The 19,210-nt window shown below is 51.6% G+C and carries 21 protein-coding genes; 15 read left to right on the plus strand and 6 right to left on the minus strand.

Going from position 1 to position 19,210, the window contains the following annotated elements:
• Positions 1-7: 7 nt before the first annotated feature.
• The 6 genes from M0R33_RS14575 (at position 8) to M0R33_RS14600 (ending at position 5,206) form a co-directional block, all read left to right on the plus strand.
• A complete protein-coding gene (locus M0R33_RS14575) occupies positions 8-418 on the plus strand; it encodes a hypothetical protein (protein WP_292570627.1) in 411 nt (136 codons plus the stop codon).
• Positions 394-1,104, plus strand: a complete 711-nt coding sequence (locus M0R33_RS14580; RefSeq protein ID WP_292570630.1) for a Fic family protein — start codon at positions 394-396, stop codon at positions 1,102-1,104. The genes M0R33_RS14575 and M0R33_RS14580 overlap by 25 nt, the downstream gene beginning before the upstream one ends.
• Before the next feature lie 123 nt (positions 1,105-1,227).
• Positions 1,228-2,445, plus strand: coding sequence for an MFS transporter (locus M0R33_RS14585; protein WP_292570633.1), 1,218 nt, complete (start codon positions 1,228-1,230; stop codon positions 2,443-2,445).
• 30 nt (positions 2,446-2,475) lie between these two features.
• Positions 2,476-3,354 (plus strand): oxaloacetate decarboxylase, encoded by an 879-nt coding sequence (locus M0R33_RS14590; protein ID WP_292570636.1) that lies wholly within the window; start codon positions 2,476-2,478, stop codon positions 3,352-3,354.
• A gap of 375 nt (positions 3,355-3,729) precedes the next feature.
• Complete coding sequence (locus M0R33_RS14595) at positions 3,730-4,233, plus strand: sigma-70 family RNA polymerase sigma factor (RefSeq protein ID WP_292570639.1); 504 nt, start codon at positions 3,730-3,732, stop codon at positions 4,231-4,233.
• A 7-nt stretch (positions 4,234-4,240) separates the two neighbouring features.
• Complete coding sequence (locus M0R33_RS14600) at positions 4,241-5,206, plus strand: FecR domain-containing protein (RefSeq protein ID WP_292570642.1); 966 nt, start codon at positions 4,241-4,243, stop codon at positions 5,204-5,206.
• A gap of 251 nt (positions 5,207-5,457) precedes the next feature.
• Here the strand turns inward: M0R33_RS14600 and M0R33_RS14605 are convergent, their stop codons facing one another.
• Positions 5,458-5,751: a hypothetical protein gene (locus M0R33_RS14605; protein WP_292570645.1), complete on the minus strand. Its 294-nt coding sequence runs from the start codon at positions 5,749-5,751 to the stop codon at positions 5,458-5,460.
• Positions 5,748-6,026 carry a BrnT family toxin gene (locus tag M0R33_RS14610; RefSeq protein WP_292570648.1) on the minus strand — a complete coding sequence of 93 codons (279 nt, stop codon included), beginning with the start codon at positions 6,024-6,026 and terminating at the stop codon, positions 5,748-5,750. The genes M0R33_RS14605 and M0R33_RS14610 overlap by 4 nt, the downstream gene beginning before the upstream one ends.
• A 224-nt stretch (positions 6,027-6,250) precedes the next feature.
• Here M0R33_RS14610 and M0R33_RS14615 point away from each other — a divergent pair, with 224 nt between their 5' ends.
• Complete coding sequence (locus tag M0R33_RS14615) at positions 6,251-8,674, plus strand: TonB-dependent receptor (protein WP_292570650.1); 2,424 nt, start codon at positions 6,251-6,253, stop codon at positions 8,672-8,674.
• Between the two features lie 83 nt (positions 8,675-8,757).
• Entirely contained in the window at positions 8,758-9,969 is a 1,212-nt protein-coding gene (locus M0R33_RS14620; protein WP_292570653.1) for a PepSY-associated TM helix domain-containing protein, read from the plus strand.
• A 445-nt stretch (positions 9,970-10,414) separates the two neighbouring features.
• Here the strand turns inward: M0R33_RS14620 and M0R33_RS24435 are convergent, their stop codons facing one another.
• Positions 10,415-10,660 (minus strand): transposase, encoded by a 246-nt coding sequence (locus tag M0R33_RS24435; protein ID WP_366043940.1) that lies wholly within the window; start codon positions 10,658-10,660, stop codon positions 10,415-10,417.
• 127 nt (positions 10,661-10,787) lie between these two features.
• On the opposite strand from M0R33_RS24435, the gene M0R33_RS14630 reads away from it, so the two are divergent.
• A complete protein-coding gene (locus tag M0R33_RS14630) occupies positions 10,788-11,003 on the plus strand; it encodes a hypothetical protein (protein WP_292570656.1) in 216 nt (71 codons plus the stop codon).
• Positions 11,000-11,503: an RNA polymerase sigma factor gene (locus tag M0R33_RS14635; RefSeq protein WP_292570660.1), complete on the plus strand. Its 504-nt coding sequence runs from the start codon at positions 11,000-11,002 to the stop codon at positions 11,501-11,503. Before M0R33_RS14630 ends, M0R33_RS14635 begins: the two co-directional genes overlap by 4 nt.
• 25 nt (positions 11,504-11,528) lie before the next feature.
• On the opposite strand, the gene M0R33_RS14640 is transcribed toward M0R33_RS14635, so the two are convergent.
• From M0R33_RS14640 to M0R33_RS14650, 3 genes are read right to left on the minus strand one after another with little or no spacing between them, the layout of a single operon-like run.
• On the minus strand, positions 11,529-13,307 hold the full coding sequence (locus M0R33_RS14640; RefSeq protein WP_292570663.1) for a sugar phosphorylase: 1,779 nt from the start codon (positions 13,305-13,307) through the stop codon (positions 11,529-11,531).
• A gap of 2 nt (positions 13,308-13,309) precedes the next feature.
• Positions 13,310-14,542 carry a glycosyl transferase gene (locus tag M0R33_RS14645; RefSeq protein ID WP_292570665.1) on the minus strand — a complete coding sequence of 411 codons (1,233 nt, stop codon included), beginning with the start codon at positions 14,540-14,542 and terminating at the stop codon, positions 13,310-13,312.
• A gap of 13 nt (positions 14,543-14,555) precedes the next feature.
• Positions 14,556-15,395 (minus strand): HAD-IIB family hydrolase, encoded by an 840-nt coding sequence (locus tag M0R33_RS14650; protein WP_292570668.1) that lies wholly within the window; start codon positions 15,393-15,395, stop codon positions 14,556-14,558.
• 742 nt (positions 15,396-16,137) lie between these two features.
• Between M0R33_RS14650 and M0R33_RS14655 the strand changes: the two genes are divergently transcribed.
• The 5 genes from M0R33_RS14655 to M0R33_RS14675 form a co-directional block, all read left to right on the plus strand.
• Positions 16,138-16,923: a dienelactone hydrolase family protein gene (locus M0R33_RS14655; protein WP_292570671.1), complete on the plus strand. Its 786-nt coding sequence runs from the start codon at positions 16,138-16,140 to the stop codon at positions 16,921-16,923.
• 12 nt (positions 16,924-16,935) lie between these two features.
• Positions 16,936-17,304, plus strand: a complete 369-nt coding sequence (locus M0R33_RS14660; protein ID WP_292570674.1) for a DUF4186 domain-containing protein — start codon at positions 16,936-16,938, stop codon at positions 17,302-17,304.
• A gap of 207 nt (positions 17,305-17,511) precedes the next feature.
• On the plus strand, positions 17,512-18,084 hold the full coding sequence (locus tag M0R33_RS14665; protein WP_292570676.1) for an energy transducer TonB: 573 nt from the start codon (positions 17,512-17,514) through the stop codon (positions 18,082-18,084).
• Between the two features lie 307 nt (positions 18,085-18,391).
• Positions 18,392-19,090, plus strand: coding sequence for a MotA/TolQ/ExbB proton channel family protein (locus M0R33_RS14670; protein ID WP_292570679.1), 699 nt, complete (start codon positions 18,392-18,394; stop codon positions 19,088-19,090).
• An 8-nt stretch (positions 19,091-19,098) separates the two neighbouring features.
• Positions 19,099-19,210 (plus strand): biopolymer transporter ExbD (locus tag M0R33_RS14675; RefSeq protein WP_292570688.1); only part of this gene is annotated, 112 nt, incomplete at its 3' end.

A 19,210-nucleotide genomic window follows, 5' to 3' on the forward strand; every position in this document is an offset into this window, starting at 1 on the left:
GGCCGGGGTGAGGGTGATCATTTTTTGTGCCCACGCGGATCACGCGCTGGGCATTGGCATGCCCACCTTATCGGTTCATGCGATGGCTAAACGCTACCAACCGCCTTACACCATCACCTCGGCCATCATTCGCCTGATTTCCAACATCAGCGAACAACTGGGGCGATTGTCGGTACAGGCGGATGACAACAATTTGCGCCTGAGGCGTATCAACCGTATTCGCACCATTCAAGGCTCTCTGGCCATTGAAGGCAACACTTTAAGCGAGGCACAGATCACCGCCATTTTGGACGGCAAGCGGGTGATGGCTCCGCCCAAGGATATTCAGGAAGCCCGTAATGCTATTAAAGCCTACAACAGTTCGAAAGTTGGCAGCCGGCTAACGAAAAACACTTGTTGCAGGCGCATCAGGTGTTAATGGCGGGATTAATTGACGATGCTGGACGCTATCGCAAGGGTAATGTTAGCGTAATGAATGGCGATGTGGTGGTGCACATGGCGCCGCCTGCCAATCGCGTCAAGAAACTGATGGGCGATTTGTTTAGCTGGCTTGTCGTCACCGATCAGCATCCGCTCATCACCAGTTCGGTATTTCACTACGAATTCGAGTTTATTCACCCTTTCGCCGACGGTAACGGCCGTATGGGGCACTTATGGCAGAGATTGATCTTGAGCCAGTCGAATCCGATACTCGCTCAATTGCCGGTTGAAAGTATGGTGCATGCACATCAAAGTGAGTATTACCAAGCGATCAACCTGAGCACCCAAAAAACCGATTCAGCGCCGTTTATCGAATTTATGCTGGGCGTGATATTGGAAACTATTCAAAGTAATACCCCGCAAGTCAGCCAGCAAGTTACCCCGCAAGTCGGGATGTTGCTGAAAGTGCTGGTTGGGGTTGATAAAAAACCACTGGCGCGTCATGAATTACAAAGCCAGCTAAGCCTAAAAGATCGGGAGTCCTTCCGCGCACGCTACTTGAAACCGGTGCTGGATCTGGGGCTAATTGAAATGACCATTCTAGGCAAACCTAACAGCCGCTTGCAGCAATATCGCCTCACGCAGCAAGGCCTAAAATGGGCTGGAAATAAATCAACGCTTTGACACTCCCTTACATTTACTCCTCGCCCCACAAAATTCCGCATCGAGACCGCCTCAAGCCCGCTAAACTAAGCGCCCATTTACAATCGAACCGGCGCAATTATCGGCCGGCTTATCAGGACATTCATGGCATCCACCGGCATCATCAATAAGGCGTTTTTCAAACTACTGGCTTTTCGCGGCTTGGCGGTGCTGGCTTACCAAGTAACGGCCACCGTGGTGGGCTGGCATATCTACGAATTGACCCACGACACACTGGCCCTGGGCTTGGTGGGGCTGGCGGAAGTGATTCCTTATTTTTGCTGCGCGCTGTTTGCCGGTTATGCGGTGGATCATTATTCGCGGCGCTGGTTCGGTATCGCCGCCTGCTGCTTGCTGGCGCTGAACGCGGGGATCTTGGTGCTGGTGGCGGATGCGCGCCTGCCGGGTGATCCGCGGTGGTGGATCTATGCCACGGTGGCCTGTACCGGCTTGGCGCGGGCGTTCCTGGGCCCCAGCTACAGTGCTTTGTTCGCGCTGCTGTTGCCGCGAAAAGATTTTGTTAAAGCGTCGGGTATCGGCAGTTCGGTGATTAATTTCGGCCTGGTCGGCGGACCGGCTCTGGGCGGCGTGTTGGTGGCCTGGGTCGGCAAGACAGCTGCTTACGGGGTGGCGAGCGGTTTATGCCTGCTGGCGGCAATGGCGTTGTTAACGCTGCGGGTCAAACAGCCGCCGCCGGCCGTGGCGGCGCCGATTTTCGCCAGCATAGGCGAGGGCTTGCGGTTTGTGTTTAATAACCAAGTGGTGCTCGGCGCGCAGTCGTTGGATATGTTTGCGGTATTGTTCGGCGGCGCGGTGGCGCTGTTGCCGGCTTTTATTCAGGATGTGTTCCATTACGGCGCCGAGGGGCTGGGTATTTTGCGGGCGGCGCCGGCGGTCGGGGCGGTTGTCACCGGCCTGTTCCTGGCCCGCCACCCGATAAACCGCCATGCCGGCCGCTGGCTGCTGACGGCGGTAGCGGGCTTCGGTTTGTGCATGATAGCGTTTGCGCTGGCCGCTAATTTTTGGTTCGGCGCAGTGTTTTTGATGCTGTCCGGCGTTTGCGACGGGGTATCGGTGGTAATGCGTTCGACGATTTTGCAACTGGCGACGCCCGATGCGCTGCGCGGCCGGGTCTCGGCGATTAACGGCATTTTCATTGGTTCCTCCAACGAGTTGGGCGCGTTCGAGTCCGGTGTCACCGCGCGCTGGCTGGGCTTGGTGCCGTCGGTGTTGTTCGGCGGCGTGATGACCTTGACCGTAGTCGCGGCGACCGCGAAACTGGCGCCTAAGCTGCGTAAGGTAAGCTTGAGCGATTTGTATTAATAGAGCAGACAATACCCAGGAAAACAGCCCATGAAAAATAAACTGCGACACATGATAGAACAACCCGGCGTTCACGCCGCACCGGCGGTTTACGACTGCATAGGCGCGCTGGCGGCGGAGCGGGCCGGTTTCGATTTCATTTTTTCCAGCGGCTTCGGTATCGCCGCATCCCTGTTGGGTAAACCGGATTTCGGTTATCTGACCGCCGGCGAAATGATCGATGCCGCCAAACGCATCGCCGGCAGTGTGGCCATTCCGCTGATTGCGGACATGGATACCGGCTACGGCAATCCGCTGAACGTGATCAGAACCGTACAGGACATTGTCCAGTCGCAAGTGGCCGGCATCATTTTGGAGGATCAGGAATGGCCGAAAAAGTGCGGGCATTTCGAAGGAAAACGCGTGGTATCCGCAGACGAACAGGTAGAAAAGATCAAAGCGGCGGTTTATGCGCGCGGCGATTCCGGGTTGGTAATTGTGGCCAGGACCGATGCGCGGGCCCTGGAAGGACTAAACGGCGCGATAGCACGCGGCGAGCGTTATCTGGCCGCCGGCGCCGACGTACTGTTTATCGAAGCCCCGCAATCGCGCGAAGAGCTGGCTGAGGTGGCGCGGCATTTTCAAGGCGTGCCGCTGTTCGCCAATATCATAGAAGGCGGCAAAACCCCCAATCTGTCTGTGGCCGAACTGGACGCCATGGGCTATAAATTAGTCGCCTTCGCCTTGTCCGGCTTATTCTCGGCCACCCAAGCGATGCTGGATTGCTTTAATACGTTAAAGGCCGACGGCAGTACTGCGAATGTTAACAGCGAGCTATCGTTCGAAGGCTTTAAAGACGTGATTCGCATGCAGCAGCACTTGGACCTGGAAAGCCAGTTCGGACTGAAGGGACGCAGCTTGGAACCATGATGGAAACCCCGCTACGAAAACTTTGCGGCATTTCACTTGTTTTTAACTAAAAATAGGCGATATGACACACTGTTTGTGCGTGGGTTAGTGTTGATGATTTTGAAAGCCTTAATGGTGTTAATTTTTTGCAACGCTGCGGCATAGATATTCCATTGATTTGATTGGCTTTATCGTTTTGGTTGCGCAGCGATCAAGTTTGATACCAAATAATAGGCACACTCGTTGCTGAAGGTTTTAGATTTTCATCTAAAAACGGCCTGATTGCGGCGCGTTTACTCGGCAAACGGCAGGCTAAGCGGAGTGACTAAGATCGTGTTTGAACACTGGGTTTGTAACTTTAGCGTTATGCTTATCAAGCACACTTAGGAATTGCCGATGACGACAGAACTGCTCGCTAATCAAGCCCTGACTCAACTTTATCGGCAGCACCATTCCTGGCTGCTGGCTTGGTTGGCTAAGCGGGTGCAGTGCCGCCTGCAGGCGGAGGACCATGCTCACGACACTTTCATGCGGGTTATCGCCTCTAATCAGATCCACGACATACAAGAACCACGAGCCTTTTTGACCACTATCGCCAAGGGCTTGCTGGTCAATCATTGGCGCAAAACGGCGATAGAACAGGCTTATCTGAACAGGATAGCCGCCTATCCCGAAGCACTGATGCCGTCGCCCGAGGAAAACGCCATCATCCTTGCCACGCTGCAGGAAATCGACGAAATGCTCGATCAATTGCCGGCCAAAGTACGTAAAGCCTTCTTGATGTCGCAACTGGAGGGCTTAACCTATATCGAGATTGGCCGGCAGCTGAACGTAACGGATCGCATGGTCAAAAAATACATGGCCCGCGCCATGCTGCATCTTTTGACTAGCGAATTTTAAAAACCAAATGCTAAATCCAGATCGCCTTGAGATTCACCCCGGCATACTGGCTGAAGCCGCCGAGTGGTTTGCGGTGTTAGGTTCCGGCGCGGTATCGAAAGCGGAAATGGAGCAATGGCAGGCGTGGCTGCAGGCGCATCCCGATCATCAAGCGGCTTGGTCAAAAGTTGAGTTTTTTACCCATAAATTCCAAAACCTGCCGTCGCAGGCAGCTTCAGCGGCACTCAATCAACCCGATCTTTACCGCCGACGTACATTGAAAACTTTGGCGGTATTCGGCGCAATTGGCTTTACGAGCTGGCAAATCTCGCGAGGCAGGTATTTACAGGAATGGAGCGCCGATTACCAAACGGCGTTAGGCGTAGGCAAAACCATCATCCTGGCCGACGGCTCAAAAGTCACGCTGGATACCGCTAGCGCCTTCAATGTGGACTTCACAACGGAACTGCGCCGCTTGCAACTGGTTTCCGGCGAGATTTATATCGAAACCGCCGCGGACAACGCAGGCATGCATCGCCCGTTTGTCGTCGATAGCCGGGAAGGCCGGGTTCGCGCATTGGGAACGCGCTTTAGCGTTAGACAGCTTCCCGGCAACAGCCAAGTAAGCGTATTTGCCGATGCGGTAGAAATTCAACCCGGCAAACCGGGCGCAAACAAACTCATCCTGCATGCCGGGCAGGCGACAGGCTTTAACTCGGAGCGAATTGACGCGGTGGCTGCCATCAATGTGGAACGTCCAGCCTGGTCGCAAGGGCTCCTGCTGGCCGACAACATGCCCTTGAGCGAATTTCTGCTGCAACTCAATCGCTATCGGCACGGCTACGTCACTTGCGACCCTCAGATTGCCGATTTGCGCATCGTCGGCTCGTTCCCGCTCAACGACACGGATCGCGTTCTGGCCATGCTGGCGGAAACCCTGCCGGTCAAAATCTCAAACCCACTGCCGCTGTGGGTAAAGGTGTTGCCGCGTTAGGGCTTTTAAACTAAGTCAGTATGTAATTGCTTAGGAGAGACCTTGTGTCCAAAGATGCTGTCCTTACAATGAAACTGGAGCATGAGTTTATTCAACGCCAGCGTCAAACAAGGGAATATGATGAGTTTTTGCGCAACTGCCCGAGTCTCTACGTAGGCAGGCGTAGGCACATCAAATGTACGCGTTGAAAACGACTTTGCCTCGCGTCGTGCGCAAGCCGCGGACAAAATATGAAGGTTGTTTAGTCCGCTTCATCCAGGTGATTTCGTCGTCGACAAGTCGCGCAAACTACCGGAAACATATTTGTGTAATACACTGGCCACCAGTGTCTGATAAGGCAAGCCCTCTTCCAGGGCGCGGCGTTGCAATGCGGCCAAATCCCTGGACGAAATTCTGATATTGATACGCTTGTCTTTTTTAAACACGGTTTCCGCGGCTTCACTCAAATAAGCCTTACGCTCATCGGTCAAATCCGATTCAAACTCATCGGCTTCAAACGCGTCCAACAAGGCTTGCTCGTCTTGATCTAGCTGTTGCTTATTCATTTGTCACCCCTTAAATATTTTTTGGTTGCTTTACGACTGGGAATAATGGTTTTCAGAAAAATCTCGGAGCTTGTCTCTACATAAGGCACCAAATAGGCGTAATCATCGACCTCAACCACTAATACCCGTTGATGAGCATATCTTTCGCTATTGGGGTGATAACCATCGTCCAGCAACGCGCCAGTCTGTATTGCAAACAAAACATCCTCAAACGAGATACCGCGCTCGCTGATTAAAAGCTGATTTTTCTCCGCATTCCAATTAATGATCTTCATGCTACAAAGACTAGCATAATGGATGCCTAACGTCATCACGCAATTCAAAGCTATGTCCCGTCAGTTAATAAGTGCCACTAAAGAATAGTAAAGACTTGAATTATTTTTCTTTTATAAATAGTGCGTTACAAATTACTTAAAATTTTTTTCAATTTTGAGTTCCCCTTTTTCGTTTTCGATTGGCAATAGGAGTGAGAACCGCATTTACTAAAAGGAAAAACACCATGTCAAAGCGAAAAAAGAACCGGACTCTCGGCAAACAGCCATCCTGCTGGCAACAAACCGTTAACGGTTTGGTGTTGGCTTCGGCCTTGGCCGTTGCACCCTCGGTCATGGCAGAAGACAACGCCGATGCAAGCACTAAACGCCATTATCAGATCAGCAGCGGTTCATTGAGTCACGCACTCAGTCAATTTGCCGGCAGCGCGGGCATCCTGTTATCGGTTGACGCCAGACTGACCGATGGTAAAAGCAGCCAGGGCTTGACCGGCGAATATAGCGTGGAGGAAGGCTTCCGGAAGCTGTTGTCGGGCACGGGCTTGGTGCATACCTTTACCAGCGACAATGCCGTCACGTTGAAAGTGGTGGAGAATCGCAGTCAAGCGGATACGGCGACTTTGGCGGCGGTGAGGGTTACTGGTATATCAAGCTCTGAATTAGACCCATCTGAGGTCTATCAACTGTCTAAGTCTACTGCTGGAAGCCGTATACCTGTGAAACTTGAGAAAATTCCGCAAAGTATTCAGGTGGTGACAGAAAAAACCATCCACGATCAAGCGGCTTTGGATTTTGGACAAGTTTTCAAAACTGTACCATCCGCTAATGTCGGTCAGTCTCGCTTTAGCCGCTTTCCGAACTGGACCATCCGAGGTTTCCCTGTATTTATTCAGCGCAACGGATTTCGTCGGCTCCTGCAACAAAGTGTTGATTCGTCGGCGCTGAGCAATGTTCAAAGTTTTGAGGTTCTAAAGGGGCCTGGTAGTGCTTTGCATGGACAAGGAGGTCTTGGCGGTGTAGTCAACATTGTAACCAAGCAACCCAAAAAGCAATTTGAAGGCTGGGTCAGTGGCACCTTTGGGCAATACGATCTGGGGATGACCACTTTTGACGTGACAGGCCCGCTAACATCTGATGGAGCATTAAGCGGTCGACTCACTGGTGAAATTGAGCGATCGGGTAGTTTTATCGATCACCAAGACATGGAGCGGGAAAATCTCGCCTTGAACTTGCTGTATGACAATGGAGGACCAATCCGTGGCCATCTGGTTACCGAATGGATTAGCCGCCGGACACTGCCCAACCCTGGCTTGCCAGCAATCGGCACTGTTGTAAGTAACGGTATCGGAAAAATTTCCCGAGAAACCTACTTGGGTGAGCCCAATTCCGATAGGCTCGAGGATAATTCCCCCGTCGTGCAAGCATGGTTGGATATCGACATAAACCCAAATTGGACCATATCTCCGAGGCTCCAATATCATGGTATAGACGGTTATCAGAATCAGACTTTTTTAACGTCAGTACAGGGAAATGGTTACATGGTCAATCGTACTGGTCGGCATGGTTTCCACGAAGCAGATCGCACGTATCTAGCACAACTTGAATTAACCGGAAAATTCGATACTTTTGGCGTACATCATCAGTTTTTGGGTGGACTGGAATATGAAGATCATCGCTGGGGGGTTGAATTCACAAATTATGCCAGCGTTTCCGCGATAAATGTATTCAATCCACAATATTGGAACACAGAGCCAGCTTTGGCAGCTGCTGGATTAAAAGGTACCGGGGTTTTGCAAAACGGATCGTTCTACTTGCAGGACTTGGTTTCGATTACGGATAAGCTGGATTTTCTCGGCGGCATGCGCCATACACAGATTTCCGGATCGACGGATTATTGGTTTGGTAAAACTGATCTTCAGACCGATGTCACTATGTTCAATATCGGTTCGGCTTATAAGCTAACAGATGGCATTTCTCTATTTGCTGGTTACGGTACAGGGACCGATTTTGATTCGTTCGGAGCATTGACTTTTAATCCGCAAACTCAATACCGCCCAATTGAATCAGACCAAAAAGAGATTGGCGTTAAACTCAATACTGACAACGGCATAAATGGTACGGTGGCGCTTTACGAAATTTACCGTAGTAACTTTTTAACGCCAGATACTCAACACCCAGGCTACCAGACCCAATTGGGAGAAGCTCGTTCGAGAGGTGTTGAAGCAGAATTGAACTGGCAAATTAACGAAGAATGGAATGTGCAGGGAGGATATGCTTTTACTGATGCTCGTATAACCAAAAGCGGAGCAGTCAATCAGCTAGGAAATCGGATGCGTAATGTCGCTGAGCATCAGGCCAACTTATGGACACATTACGAATTTCAAACAGGTGTCCTGAAAGGATTGGGATTCGGTGCAGGTGCGAATTTCGTAGGAGATAGGCCCGGGGAAAACTTTCAACCCAGTTACAAATTGCCAAGCTATACCACAGTTGACCTATCGGCTTCCTATATCTGGAAAAACATTAAGACCGAGATTTTTGCGTTAAATATACTCGATAAGCAGTACTTCACAGCATCGGATTTCACTTCCAACGCAGTATTTTCAGGAGCACCACAAACGGTGTTCGGCAGGGTAACGCTTAATTTCTGATTATCCTTGCTGCGGGGCTGAGGTATTGCATATCCCCTCAGGTCCCGTTCGTTGATCGTTATTTTGATTGAGAGTAGTGATAGATGAATTTCTCCTGTAACCCAGGCAGCCTTGCCAGGCTAAAACGCAGACGCCGATTTTGGCTACAATGCCATCTCTGGCTGGGATTGACTCTGGGTTTGATACTGGCAATCGCCGGTATCACCGGCAGTATCTTGGTGTTCTGGCAGGAGTTGGATGCTTGGTTGAATCCTGCCTTACGCCTAACACAGTATTCCCCGTCGCAACCGCAGCACTATCGACCGGTAGCCGAAATAATCGAGGCAGCCCGAAGCGCCTATCCGACCGGCACGCAACCCGGAATTGCAGAGTTCCGGCGAGTTGGTGAACAATCGGCGGTAATGTTTTTTGGCAGAGACATGGGTAAATCGCCAAGCGAAACCAATATCTACAACGTTTTTGTCGATCCCTATTCGGCAAAAGTCCTGGGTGTTAGATTGTTTTACGATGCAGACAATCCACTGAAACACGCTTTAATGGGATTCGTGTTTAAGTTGCATTATGCATTCTTGATGAAGGACACCGCCAGAACCGTAATCGGTTGGGTATGCGCGGTGTTGCTAGTCTCGGTATTGAGCGGCTTAATCCTTTGGTGGCCATTGACCGGCCAGTGGCGAAAGGCGCTGACTTTTAGATTAGGAGCAAACAGTACGCGTTTTAATTTCGATCTGCACAAAATAGTCGGCTTGTATACCGCATTGGTCTTACTGGCGGTATTGTTTTCGGGCACTTATCTAAACCTGCCTGAACAGGTTTTGAGCGTGGTGCGGCTGTTTACACCTGATTCGCACGCCGTATTTTCCTCAACGGAACCAAACGAATCGGCGCACAGCCTGCAGCCAGACGCTGTATTGGAGGTCGTTGAAGCCCGATACCCAAATAGCCAATTACTTACGATGATTATTCCGGTTAATCCTAAAGCAGTATACAAGATTTGCCATCGTGACAGCCATAGTCTTAGAGAACATTGGATTCAGGAGCGCTGTGTCGTCGTTGATCAATATTCAGGAGCAATATTGAATATAGAGGACGCTGAATCCGCTTCGGCTGGTGATATTTTTTTACAATGGCAATGGTATATCCACTCTGGCCAGGCTTTTGGCATTACGGGACGACTTTTGGTTTTTGTTACTGGTTTCGCCTGTCCGGTGCTGTTTGTAACAGGGTTAATACGCTGGCTGCAAAAACGTCGGGCGGCAAATCAACATCAAGCTAAACAATATGCCGCTAATTAATCGTGTTAGGGTCGTAGGTTGGGTTGAGGCGCGAACCCCAACATTTTTGACCGGTTTGACCTTTGACTATCATTGGCTGTTTTGTTGGCCGCATTGTCTCGCTTTTATGGTTGGTTGGTGGCGGAACGGTTGTCGTGTTGGGGTTCGTGCCGTCTCGGCAATTACTCCTGGCGTTGCCCTACCTCCTGCATCCATGCAGTCGACCCCAACCTACGCTCCCCAAATTTTTTATCGTTTTCGGGGGAGGCGGTGCCCCAATCGGATGTCAATTTGCCGGCTTTGATGTATCGATGAATGCTGGAATGCGGCCTGCCCTCGGGTAAGTCGGCTGGGCGAGTGACGTAACTGTGTTTGACGGGGGTGTAATGGATGTAGTCGATGTGATGGCGAAAATCATCTTCGTCTTGCAGCGTGTGCTCCCAATATCGGCGTTGTCACTTATGCCCTATGGGTAAATGCCACGCTCACCTTTACTGTGACGACTGGCGTTGATGCGTTCGGTTTTGGGGATGCTTCTGGAAAATCCGGTTTTGATCAACATCCAGCGGGTCGGGTAGTCGGCGTCATTAGGCGGCAGGGTAAATATGGCGTGTAAATGATCGGGCATCACTACCATGGCATCGATTTGAAACGGGTGGCGGCTGCGAACGATGCGGATGGATTCGCGGAGCGCATCAATTTGTTCAACCAATAAGCACCGTTTTCTTTCCGCAAGGTTTACGGTAAAAAAATAACGACCGCCTTCGGTTTAATGTCGTCGGTATTGCATGGGTTGCCGTGATGGGGATTTGGATGTTGGGAAATATAGCATGGGCGTCATGATGAAAATTCGCCCGTTCCGGGTTTTGCCGCACCGTTACAGCGGCTTGGCGATGACGATATATTTGATCGTCGTCGGTTTGACAGGCCGTTTGTCGGCTATGAATTCAGCGCTTTGCTCAACAACAAGTGTGCTCAAGTATTTAATTGACGGGCCGTTGAATGATGGCCAATGTTATTACCGGCAGGGGTTTAAATTGTCTTCGTCATCATGAATACCACTACAAAAACCACTCTTGTCGCAGCCTTTATCCATCATCAAATGGAGTTGCGGCAGTTTTTGGATCGCAAGGTCAATTGCCGTGAAACCGCCGCCGATTTGCTGCAGGACACTTATGTGCGAATCGCTCAACTTGAGCCGGGTGACGAGATCCTCAACCCCAGGGCGTTTTTGTATCGGGTGGCGGGCAATCTGGCTTTCGATCATTTGCGTCGCCAACATCGCTGGGCGCAATGGGAGGATGCCGAGGCACTCAGCGAAGATTGCCTGTGTTTGCAGCCGCAACCGGATGTGGTGCTGGCCGGTTGCGAAAAGTTGCAGCGATTCCAGCACTTGCTGCTGGCATTGCCGTCGCAACATCGCCGCATGTTTGTGCGTTGCCGGATCGAAGGTCAAAGCTATCGGCAAATTGCCGACCAGGAGCATATCTCGCCAAGACGCGTCGAGCGTGTCGTGCAACAAACCTTGAAGTCGCTAAAGCCGCTGATTACTTAATGCCGGTCCGGCACTTAGCTCGATTTCAATCGGGTTGCTCAGCCGCGTATCGATTGGTAATCCAAACCGTCTGATAAGGCGCGATGTCGATTCTTTGGGTGAGGGGATCGTCGAACTGTTGCCCGCTGATCAGATCCCGCCAGCCGTCGGTGACGATTAGATTCAGATTGGACTGCAGCAAGCACTGGGGCAGGTCGCTAATGTTGTAAATACAGAAAATACTCTGTCTCCTGTCCATACTTTGCCGCCAAAAACCGAATAATTGCTCGCTGATATGCAAGGTAAACTGGGTGGCGTTGGGATGGAAGGCGGGTTGTTGTTGCCTGATGCGGATAATGGCCTTGAGCCGTTCGAATACTTGCCGATGATGACTTTGATCGTCGCTCAATGCGGCGGTCAGGGCAGGGTAATCCCATTGATGGCGGTTGATGGCGCGGTTATGGCCGGTACTTTCGTAGCGCTGGTAATCATTCGTGGTGGCCAACAGACTGTGGATATAAAACGCCGGTATGCCTTCCAGAGCCAGCATTATCGCGTGCGCACAGATAAACCGCTCCATGCCGAATGCGTCCTTACCTTTGACGGTGCCTTGCAGGGCATCGAACAAGGCGATATTGATTTCATAAGGCCGCTTGGTGCCGTTATCGCCGCTGCGCCAGGATACCTGTCCGCCGAATTGCTGCATGGTGCTGATCAACGAGGCGATTTCCGCTTCCGTCAGCAAACCTTCCGCCGGGCGCAGGCCTATGCCGTCGTGCGAGGCGATAAAATTGAAATAGCAGGTGCCGTTTTGGGCCGGCGGCATGCTCATCAGCCATTGTTTCAGGTAACGGCAGTTGCCGGTGACCAAGGTGTTCAGCAACAGCGGCGGTAAGGAAAAGTTGTAAATACTGTGGGCTTCATTGCCGTTACCGAAATAGCTTAGGTTTTCCCGGTTCGGCAGGTTGGTTTCGGTGATCAGCACCGCATCCGCGCAGCTATGTTCTATCAGTGTACGAATCAGCCTGACCACTTCGTGAGTTTCCGGCAAATTAAGGCAATTAGTGCCTATTTTTTTCCATAAAAAAGCCACGGCATCCAAGCGAAAAACACGAATGCCATGATCCAGATAGTGGCGAACGATTTGCACGAATTCTTTCAGTACAGCGACATTGCTGAAGTCCAGATCGGCTTGCTGGTGGCTAAAGGTGCACCACACGTATTGCGTGCCGCTGACTGTTTCGGTTTCTTTTAAAAGCGGCGTGACACGCGGCCTAACCACCTCGGACACATTGGCATGGGGCGAGGCCGTGAAAAAATAGTCGTGGCCATAGCCCCTGCCGTTGATAAAATTTTGAAACCAAAGACTGCTGGTGGAGCAATGATTGATGACTAAGTCGGCCATCAGCCGATAGTCGCCGGCAATCGATTGAATTTGCGACCACTCGCCCAAGGTTTGATTAACTTGATAGTAATCGATAACGGCAAAGCCATCGTCGGAACAATACGGAAAAAACGGCAGGATATGCACGGTGTTGATGGTGCCGTGCAGATAGTCGTTTAAAAATCGATGCAGGGTATTCAGCGGTATTTCATCATCGGCGAGCAGCGAATCGCCATAAGTAATAACCGCAATATCCTCTGCCGACCAAGGACTATAAGCAGGCTTCGCGTCTTCATAATGCTGGTCTAAGCGCATAATTCGCAGGATATGCTCGGCAACCGTTATCAAATCCGGCTGCGGGGAGACGGACTCATAAATCGACTCAAGATGATGCAGGATTTTTTGGCTTAATGACGCCTGTTGTTCTGTCGTTGGTTTCATGATTATTGATCCTCAACCGAAAACTCTTGATAGTCCTCTTCGACCGCTTGATATAAGCGTTCCAAAATGTCGGGTATGGCGCTTTGCACACGATTCCAGCTGGGAATAAACGGAATTTCCATCGGTTGACCGAGAAAGAAGTCGCCGGCATCCATGATGTTTTTGGTAAACATTTCCACGGCGACTTCTTCTTCGTGTATGTCGACGTAAAGCCCGTTCATAATGGCATCGTTGCGATAGGTTTCCACGAAATCCAAGGCAATCCTGTAGTAGGTGGCTTTGATGGTACGAAACATTTCGGGGGTGAACACTTGGCCTTGGGTAGCCAGTTTGCGGAACAACGCCTTGCAAATGTCGATCGACATTTTCGACAAACCGGTCTGCTGGTCGTCCAGCGACATATCCTGGTGTTTATGATCGTAAACCCGGGCAATATCTACTTGGCAGAGCCGGTTGTGCGCGTAATTGCGGTGCATCTCCGATAACACGCCGATTTCCAGGCCCCAGTCGCTGGGAATGCGAATATCGCTTAACACATCTCGTCTAAAGGAAAATTCGCCGGCCAAGGCATAGCGGTAACTGTCCATGTAATCCAGATAGTCGTTGTCGCCCAAGACCTTTTTTAAGGCGCGAATCAGCGGGGTGACCAGCAAGCGATTGACGCGGCCTTTAAGTTTGCCGTTATTGATGCGGGCGTAATAACCTTTGCAGAATTCATAGTTGAACAAGGGATTGGCGACCGGGTAAATCAAACGGGCCAATAATTCGCTGGTGTAAGTGACGATATCGCAATCGTGCAAGGCGATGGACTCGGCCTTACCGGAAGCCAGAATATAGCCCATGCAATACCAGACATTGCGGCCCTTACCCATCTCCTTGGGCGCTAAATCCAGGGCCTTTAATTCGGCATCCAAGGCCATCAATCTTGGGCCGTCGTTCCACAGTACCCGATGATGTTGCGGCAACTCATTGAAAAATGCCAGGGCGCTTTGGTATTGGCCTAGATCGGCACGGTCCAGGCCGATGACGATTTCCGATAAATAAGGTACTGTTTTCAGGTTGGCGATAATTTTAGGCAGGGCGTCGCCTTCCAGCTCGGAATACAGAGAAGGCAGTAACAAACCCAACGGCCGTTGCCTGCTGAAGCGTACCAGATCGGCTTCCAGATCGGCCAGATGCCGTTCCGTCAAATTATGCAGGGTAGTGATAATGCCGTTTTGATAAAAGTCTGCCATAACAGTGCTCGCTTTATTGGAGGTTTAAATTCGTCAGTATCGTCGACACGCTTTCGGCCCATCCGGTAGGGCCCTGCCGCGTGGCGGTGTAGACCTGTCGCTGTTTTTCTAGCACGGGTAAGGCATGGTTGGGGGAGGGAATCAATACGGCGATATCGGCGGACTCCAGCATGGCGATATCGTTTTGGCCGTCGCCGGCGGCGATGGTCATCACCGGCGTCTGGAAGGTTAGTTGGTACTGTTCGGCTAGCCAACTCATGGCTTTACCCTTGTCGCAATCGCCCGATACATGAATGAAACGGCCGCCCTCCATTACTTTAGCCCCTAACTGCCGCAGTTCCGCAATAAATTGCGCCCGCTCCGCATCCGTGCCGCGCCATGCCAGCGGTTCTCCGTAGTGACGCTGGGCGGCCCTGGCTGCGGCGTCGGCCGTCAGATCGGTCAATTTCACGATATCCGCCAGGGTGGCATTAGCGAAGTTTTGAAACTTATCTGTTCCAAAAGAACTGCGTTCGAGCAATTCCAGCCAATGCCGGCGCGGAAGGGAGAAGGTCTTGACCCAGAAATCGCCGATGCGGTCGCAGCCTTCGGGTTGTTCCGGGAAGTAACCGATAGGAATAAACACCGCCGCGCCGTTTTCGATAATAAAAGGGTGGCTGTTATCTAAATTCTTGCGCAGATGATGCAGCTCGGCTGCTGTTTTGCTCGAATTCGGAATAACGGGGATATGCAGGCGTTCCAGTTGATGCAGCAAGGCGGCAGCCGGCGCAAAACCGTAATCGTGATGGTTGAGCAAGCAGCCGTCCAAATCGGTGAATATCAACAATTTTGCGGCGGTATGCGGGCTGCTCATAGGCTTATTTTTTGGATTTTCGACGGACGATTGCACGATTTTGGGTGGAACGAATCGGGGGGCGTCGGGTTACTGTCGGTTATAAAGATCATCGGGTGCAAATGTATCATCAAGCAAAATTCCTTATTAATATAGTTGCTTTTAAGCAATATTCATTCCCCCTATAGGTTAATTACCGATAGTACTTTAGCAATTATGGTAACCCCTCTGGCGGGAATGTCCGGCAGACTAAGTGTCCACGCTTCGGGATTACCCAAGGGGCGCGGCCTGTCGTCCGAGGAGTTTCAGCGAGACTAGTCGGATTAAAGCTTGCCATTTTTTAAAGCGGAAAATTAACGGAATGTTTGATGGTTGTGCTGGTATTTTTTACCATGACATCCCGCCATTGCCGCCTCTATTTTCCATTAACCGCCGCAAAGCAGTGTGCAAAACCAATGTGTGCGCACCGTATTGGTGCAAAAATATAATTGTCGCAAGCGATAGCGTAACCGAATAGAGTGTAAGCCGATCAGGCAAAACGGCAGGTTAGCAGCGGTTGCTGCGGGCATTGTCGATAGGTTAAGGTCATAGGGCTTGCTACTTCTCTGCCGCCGTTGTCAATATTCCGGTCATAATGTCTGCGATAAAATGCCTGTTGATGTTGCGCTTATATATGCCGGGCTATTTGCGAGAAGCAAATCTTGAAATTAAGCTGAAACACAGCTATCAATAGCGAGCGGTTTTAATCTATTTGGAGAAGCTAATGAAGTATTTAGTGTGGTTGTGTGCATTGTTGTTTACCCCGTATTTGCACGCCGCCTTGCATGAAGAAAATATTGATTACCGGGCCGGCGGCACCGTGTTGAAAGGTTATCTGGTCTGGGACGATGCCAAGGGCGATATACAACCCGGCGTGTTGGTAGTACATGAATGGTGGGGTTTGAACGATTACGCCCGCAAACGGGCCCGCATGCTGGCGGAACTGGGTTATACCGCGCTGGCGGTGGATATGTACGGCGGCGGCAAACACAGCGAACACGGCAAGGACGCGGCGGCTTTCATGAAGGCCGTGACCGGGCAGGCCGGGTTGGCCCGGCAGCGCTTCGAGGCCGCCAGAGCCTTGCTGGTTAGCCAGCCTCAGGTGGATGCCGGAAAAATCGCCGCCATCGGCTACTGTTTCGGTGGATCGACGGTATTGAATATGGCCCGTCAGGGTGTCGATCTGGCAGCAGTAGTCAGTTTTCACGGCAATTTGGTCAGCGAAACACCAGCCCAGTCGGGCAAGGTGAAAGCCAGGATTTTGGTATTGAATGGGGCGGCGGATACCTTTATTACCCCCGAAAGTATCAGTGCCTTTAAACAGGAAATGGCGCAAGCCGGTGCCGATTACCGGTTCGTCAACTATCCGGGCGCTATACATAGCTTCACCAATCCGGATGCCGATCGGTTGGGTAAAGCCAACGATTTGCCGGTTGCCTATAATGCCGAAGCGGATAGCCAGTCCTGGGCCGCCATGCAGGAATTGTTTCACGAGGTATTCAAGCCTTAAGCCGATAGCGTCATGAGAGAGTTAGAGCAACTGTTTGCCAGGCTGGCCAAGTCGGCTTTTCGCGGCAAATTTCGGCTGCAGGCCAAGGATTTGCAATATTTGCAAGCCAAAGGCCTGCCGACCATATGCGAGCATGCCCGGGATTTCGTCGGCAAACGCCTGGCGCCGGCGCTGATTCCGAACGACGGCAAACAAACCCCTTATCGAGGCCATCCGGTGTTTGTGGCGCAACACTCCACGGCCTGCTGTTGCCGGGGCTGCCTGCAAAAATGGCACGGCATAGCGCAAGGGAGAATGTTGAGCGCCGAAGAACAAAACTATGTCGTCGAAGTATTGATGCATTGGCTGCGCAGGGAAATTCAGCGCGTGTCGGACGCGTAAATATTAAACGGCTTGCCGGTCGTTCGTACCGGCTGGTATTGACGGGTAGGCTTCGATGCAGACAAGACATTGACTATTCACAGTTCTCGATGTTCGCAACCGCCGGTCAGCCGACAGTCAAATATTCAGTCTGTTGGGTAAATTTCCGTTGATACATGCACCTCCCGACCGGCACCACTGCCGTTTTCGGCGGCCGCACCGTTGCCGATGATCTCCATGGAGTTGTCGGCACCGCCGTCGCCCGTAGTGAATCAACCGATTGCACCGCCGCAACCGCCAAAACCCATAGCACCTCCCAAGCTGGATAAGCCCAAAGTCAAACCTAAGCCTAAGCCTAAGCCGAAGCCTAAGCCGAAGCCGTCGGAACGTTTGGTTAAGCAGGTTGAGGAGCGCAAAACCGTGGAACCGGAACCGGAACCGGTTGCAGCGGCTCCGCCAACCGCTGCCTCGCCACAGGCGTTAAATCACAATGCGCTGGCCGCGCCGCGTAACGACACTTATGTGCCGGCGGACAGTAATGCGGCCTATTTGAACAACCCCAAGCCCGAATATCCGCTAACGGCACGGCAACGGCATTGGCAAGGCACGGTGTTGCTGCGAGTGTATGTCGGGGCGGATGGTAAAGCCTTGCAAGTGACGATTCAGCGCTCCAGCGGTCATGACACCCTGGATGAATCCGCATTGGCCGCCGTCAAGCAATGGCGCTTTGTCCCTGCCAAACGCGGCGATAGCGCAGAAGCCAGTTGGGTGACGGTACCGATTGTGTTTGAGCTGGATTGATAAACAATGCCGTTGAGTTAAGCACCCTCTCCTGATGGAGAGGGTTGGGGTGAGGAGAGTTGATTGGCAAAAAATGGCATTTTGAATTCCCCTCATCCTAACCTTCTCCCGGAGGGAGAAGGAATGACCGGCCTTAACTTAACGGCATTGGATTGATAAATCTCCCCAACAGGGTCGTAGCCAGACCCGCCTACCTGGGTCGGCCAACACGGATGTTGAATGACCTGGATTAAGGATGATCCAGGTGCTGCAAGGATGTTTGGCCAAGCCAAGATTTTTAAAAAAATAAAACAATAACGAGAACTTTATGGACCACATTTTTAGCTTTTCCGAAACCGCCATCGTCGACGGCACCCTCTGTATGCTGGGTTGCTTTTCATTACTAACCTGGAGCGTAATTTTACTCAAAGCCGGTGAAATTGCCTGGCACCGTTACCGTAACCACAATCTGCTGCAACGCTTGAGTGGTGCCGTGTCCTTGGAAACCCTGGATGCCATCGACAACCATCCTAAAAACCCTTTGGCAGTTCAGGCCGGACGGGTGTTAATGGTCGGTCGTCAAACTTACGCCCGTGCGCAAAGCCTGCCGCATGATCGCCAAACCCAGCACGCCGCCTGGCATGAACTGATCGAACGCGCACTACGTCAACAAATCCAGAAAGAAAAAGCCTTACTAGACTCAGGCCTGGGTTGGCTCGCCAGTATCGGCAGCACCTCGCCGTTTATTGGCTTATTCGGCACCGTGTGGGGCATCATGCACGCCTTAAAAGATATTGGCGCGCAAGGCACCGCCAGTCTGGAAGTGGTGGCAGGTCCCATCGGTGAAGCCTTGATCGCCACTGCCTTGGGGATTGCCGTGGCGATTCCGGCGGTGATTGCCTACAACTTCTTCCTGCGCCAGAATCGCCAAGTGCTGGCCAGCCTGGAACACATCGCCACCGATTTTTTGCGCAGCTGCATCGAAAACGACTTGAACCAATCCGCCCATCAACCTCAGGAGGCCTAATCATGGCAATGCAATTTCCCAGTGAAGATGAAGGCGGCGAAATCAGCGACATCAACGTCACGCCCTTAGTAGACGTGATGTTAGTGTTACTGGTAGTGTTCATCGTCACCGCCCCCTTAT

The sequence above is a fragment of the Methylomonas sp. genome (assembly GCF_023228165.1).
In the GTDB taxonomy this organism is placed as follows: Bacteria; Pseudomonadota; Gammaproteobacteria; order Methylococcales; family Methylomonadaceae; genus Methylomonas.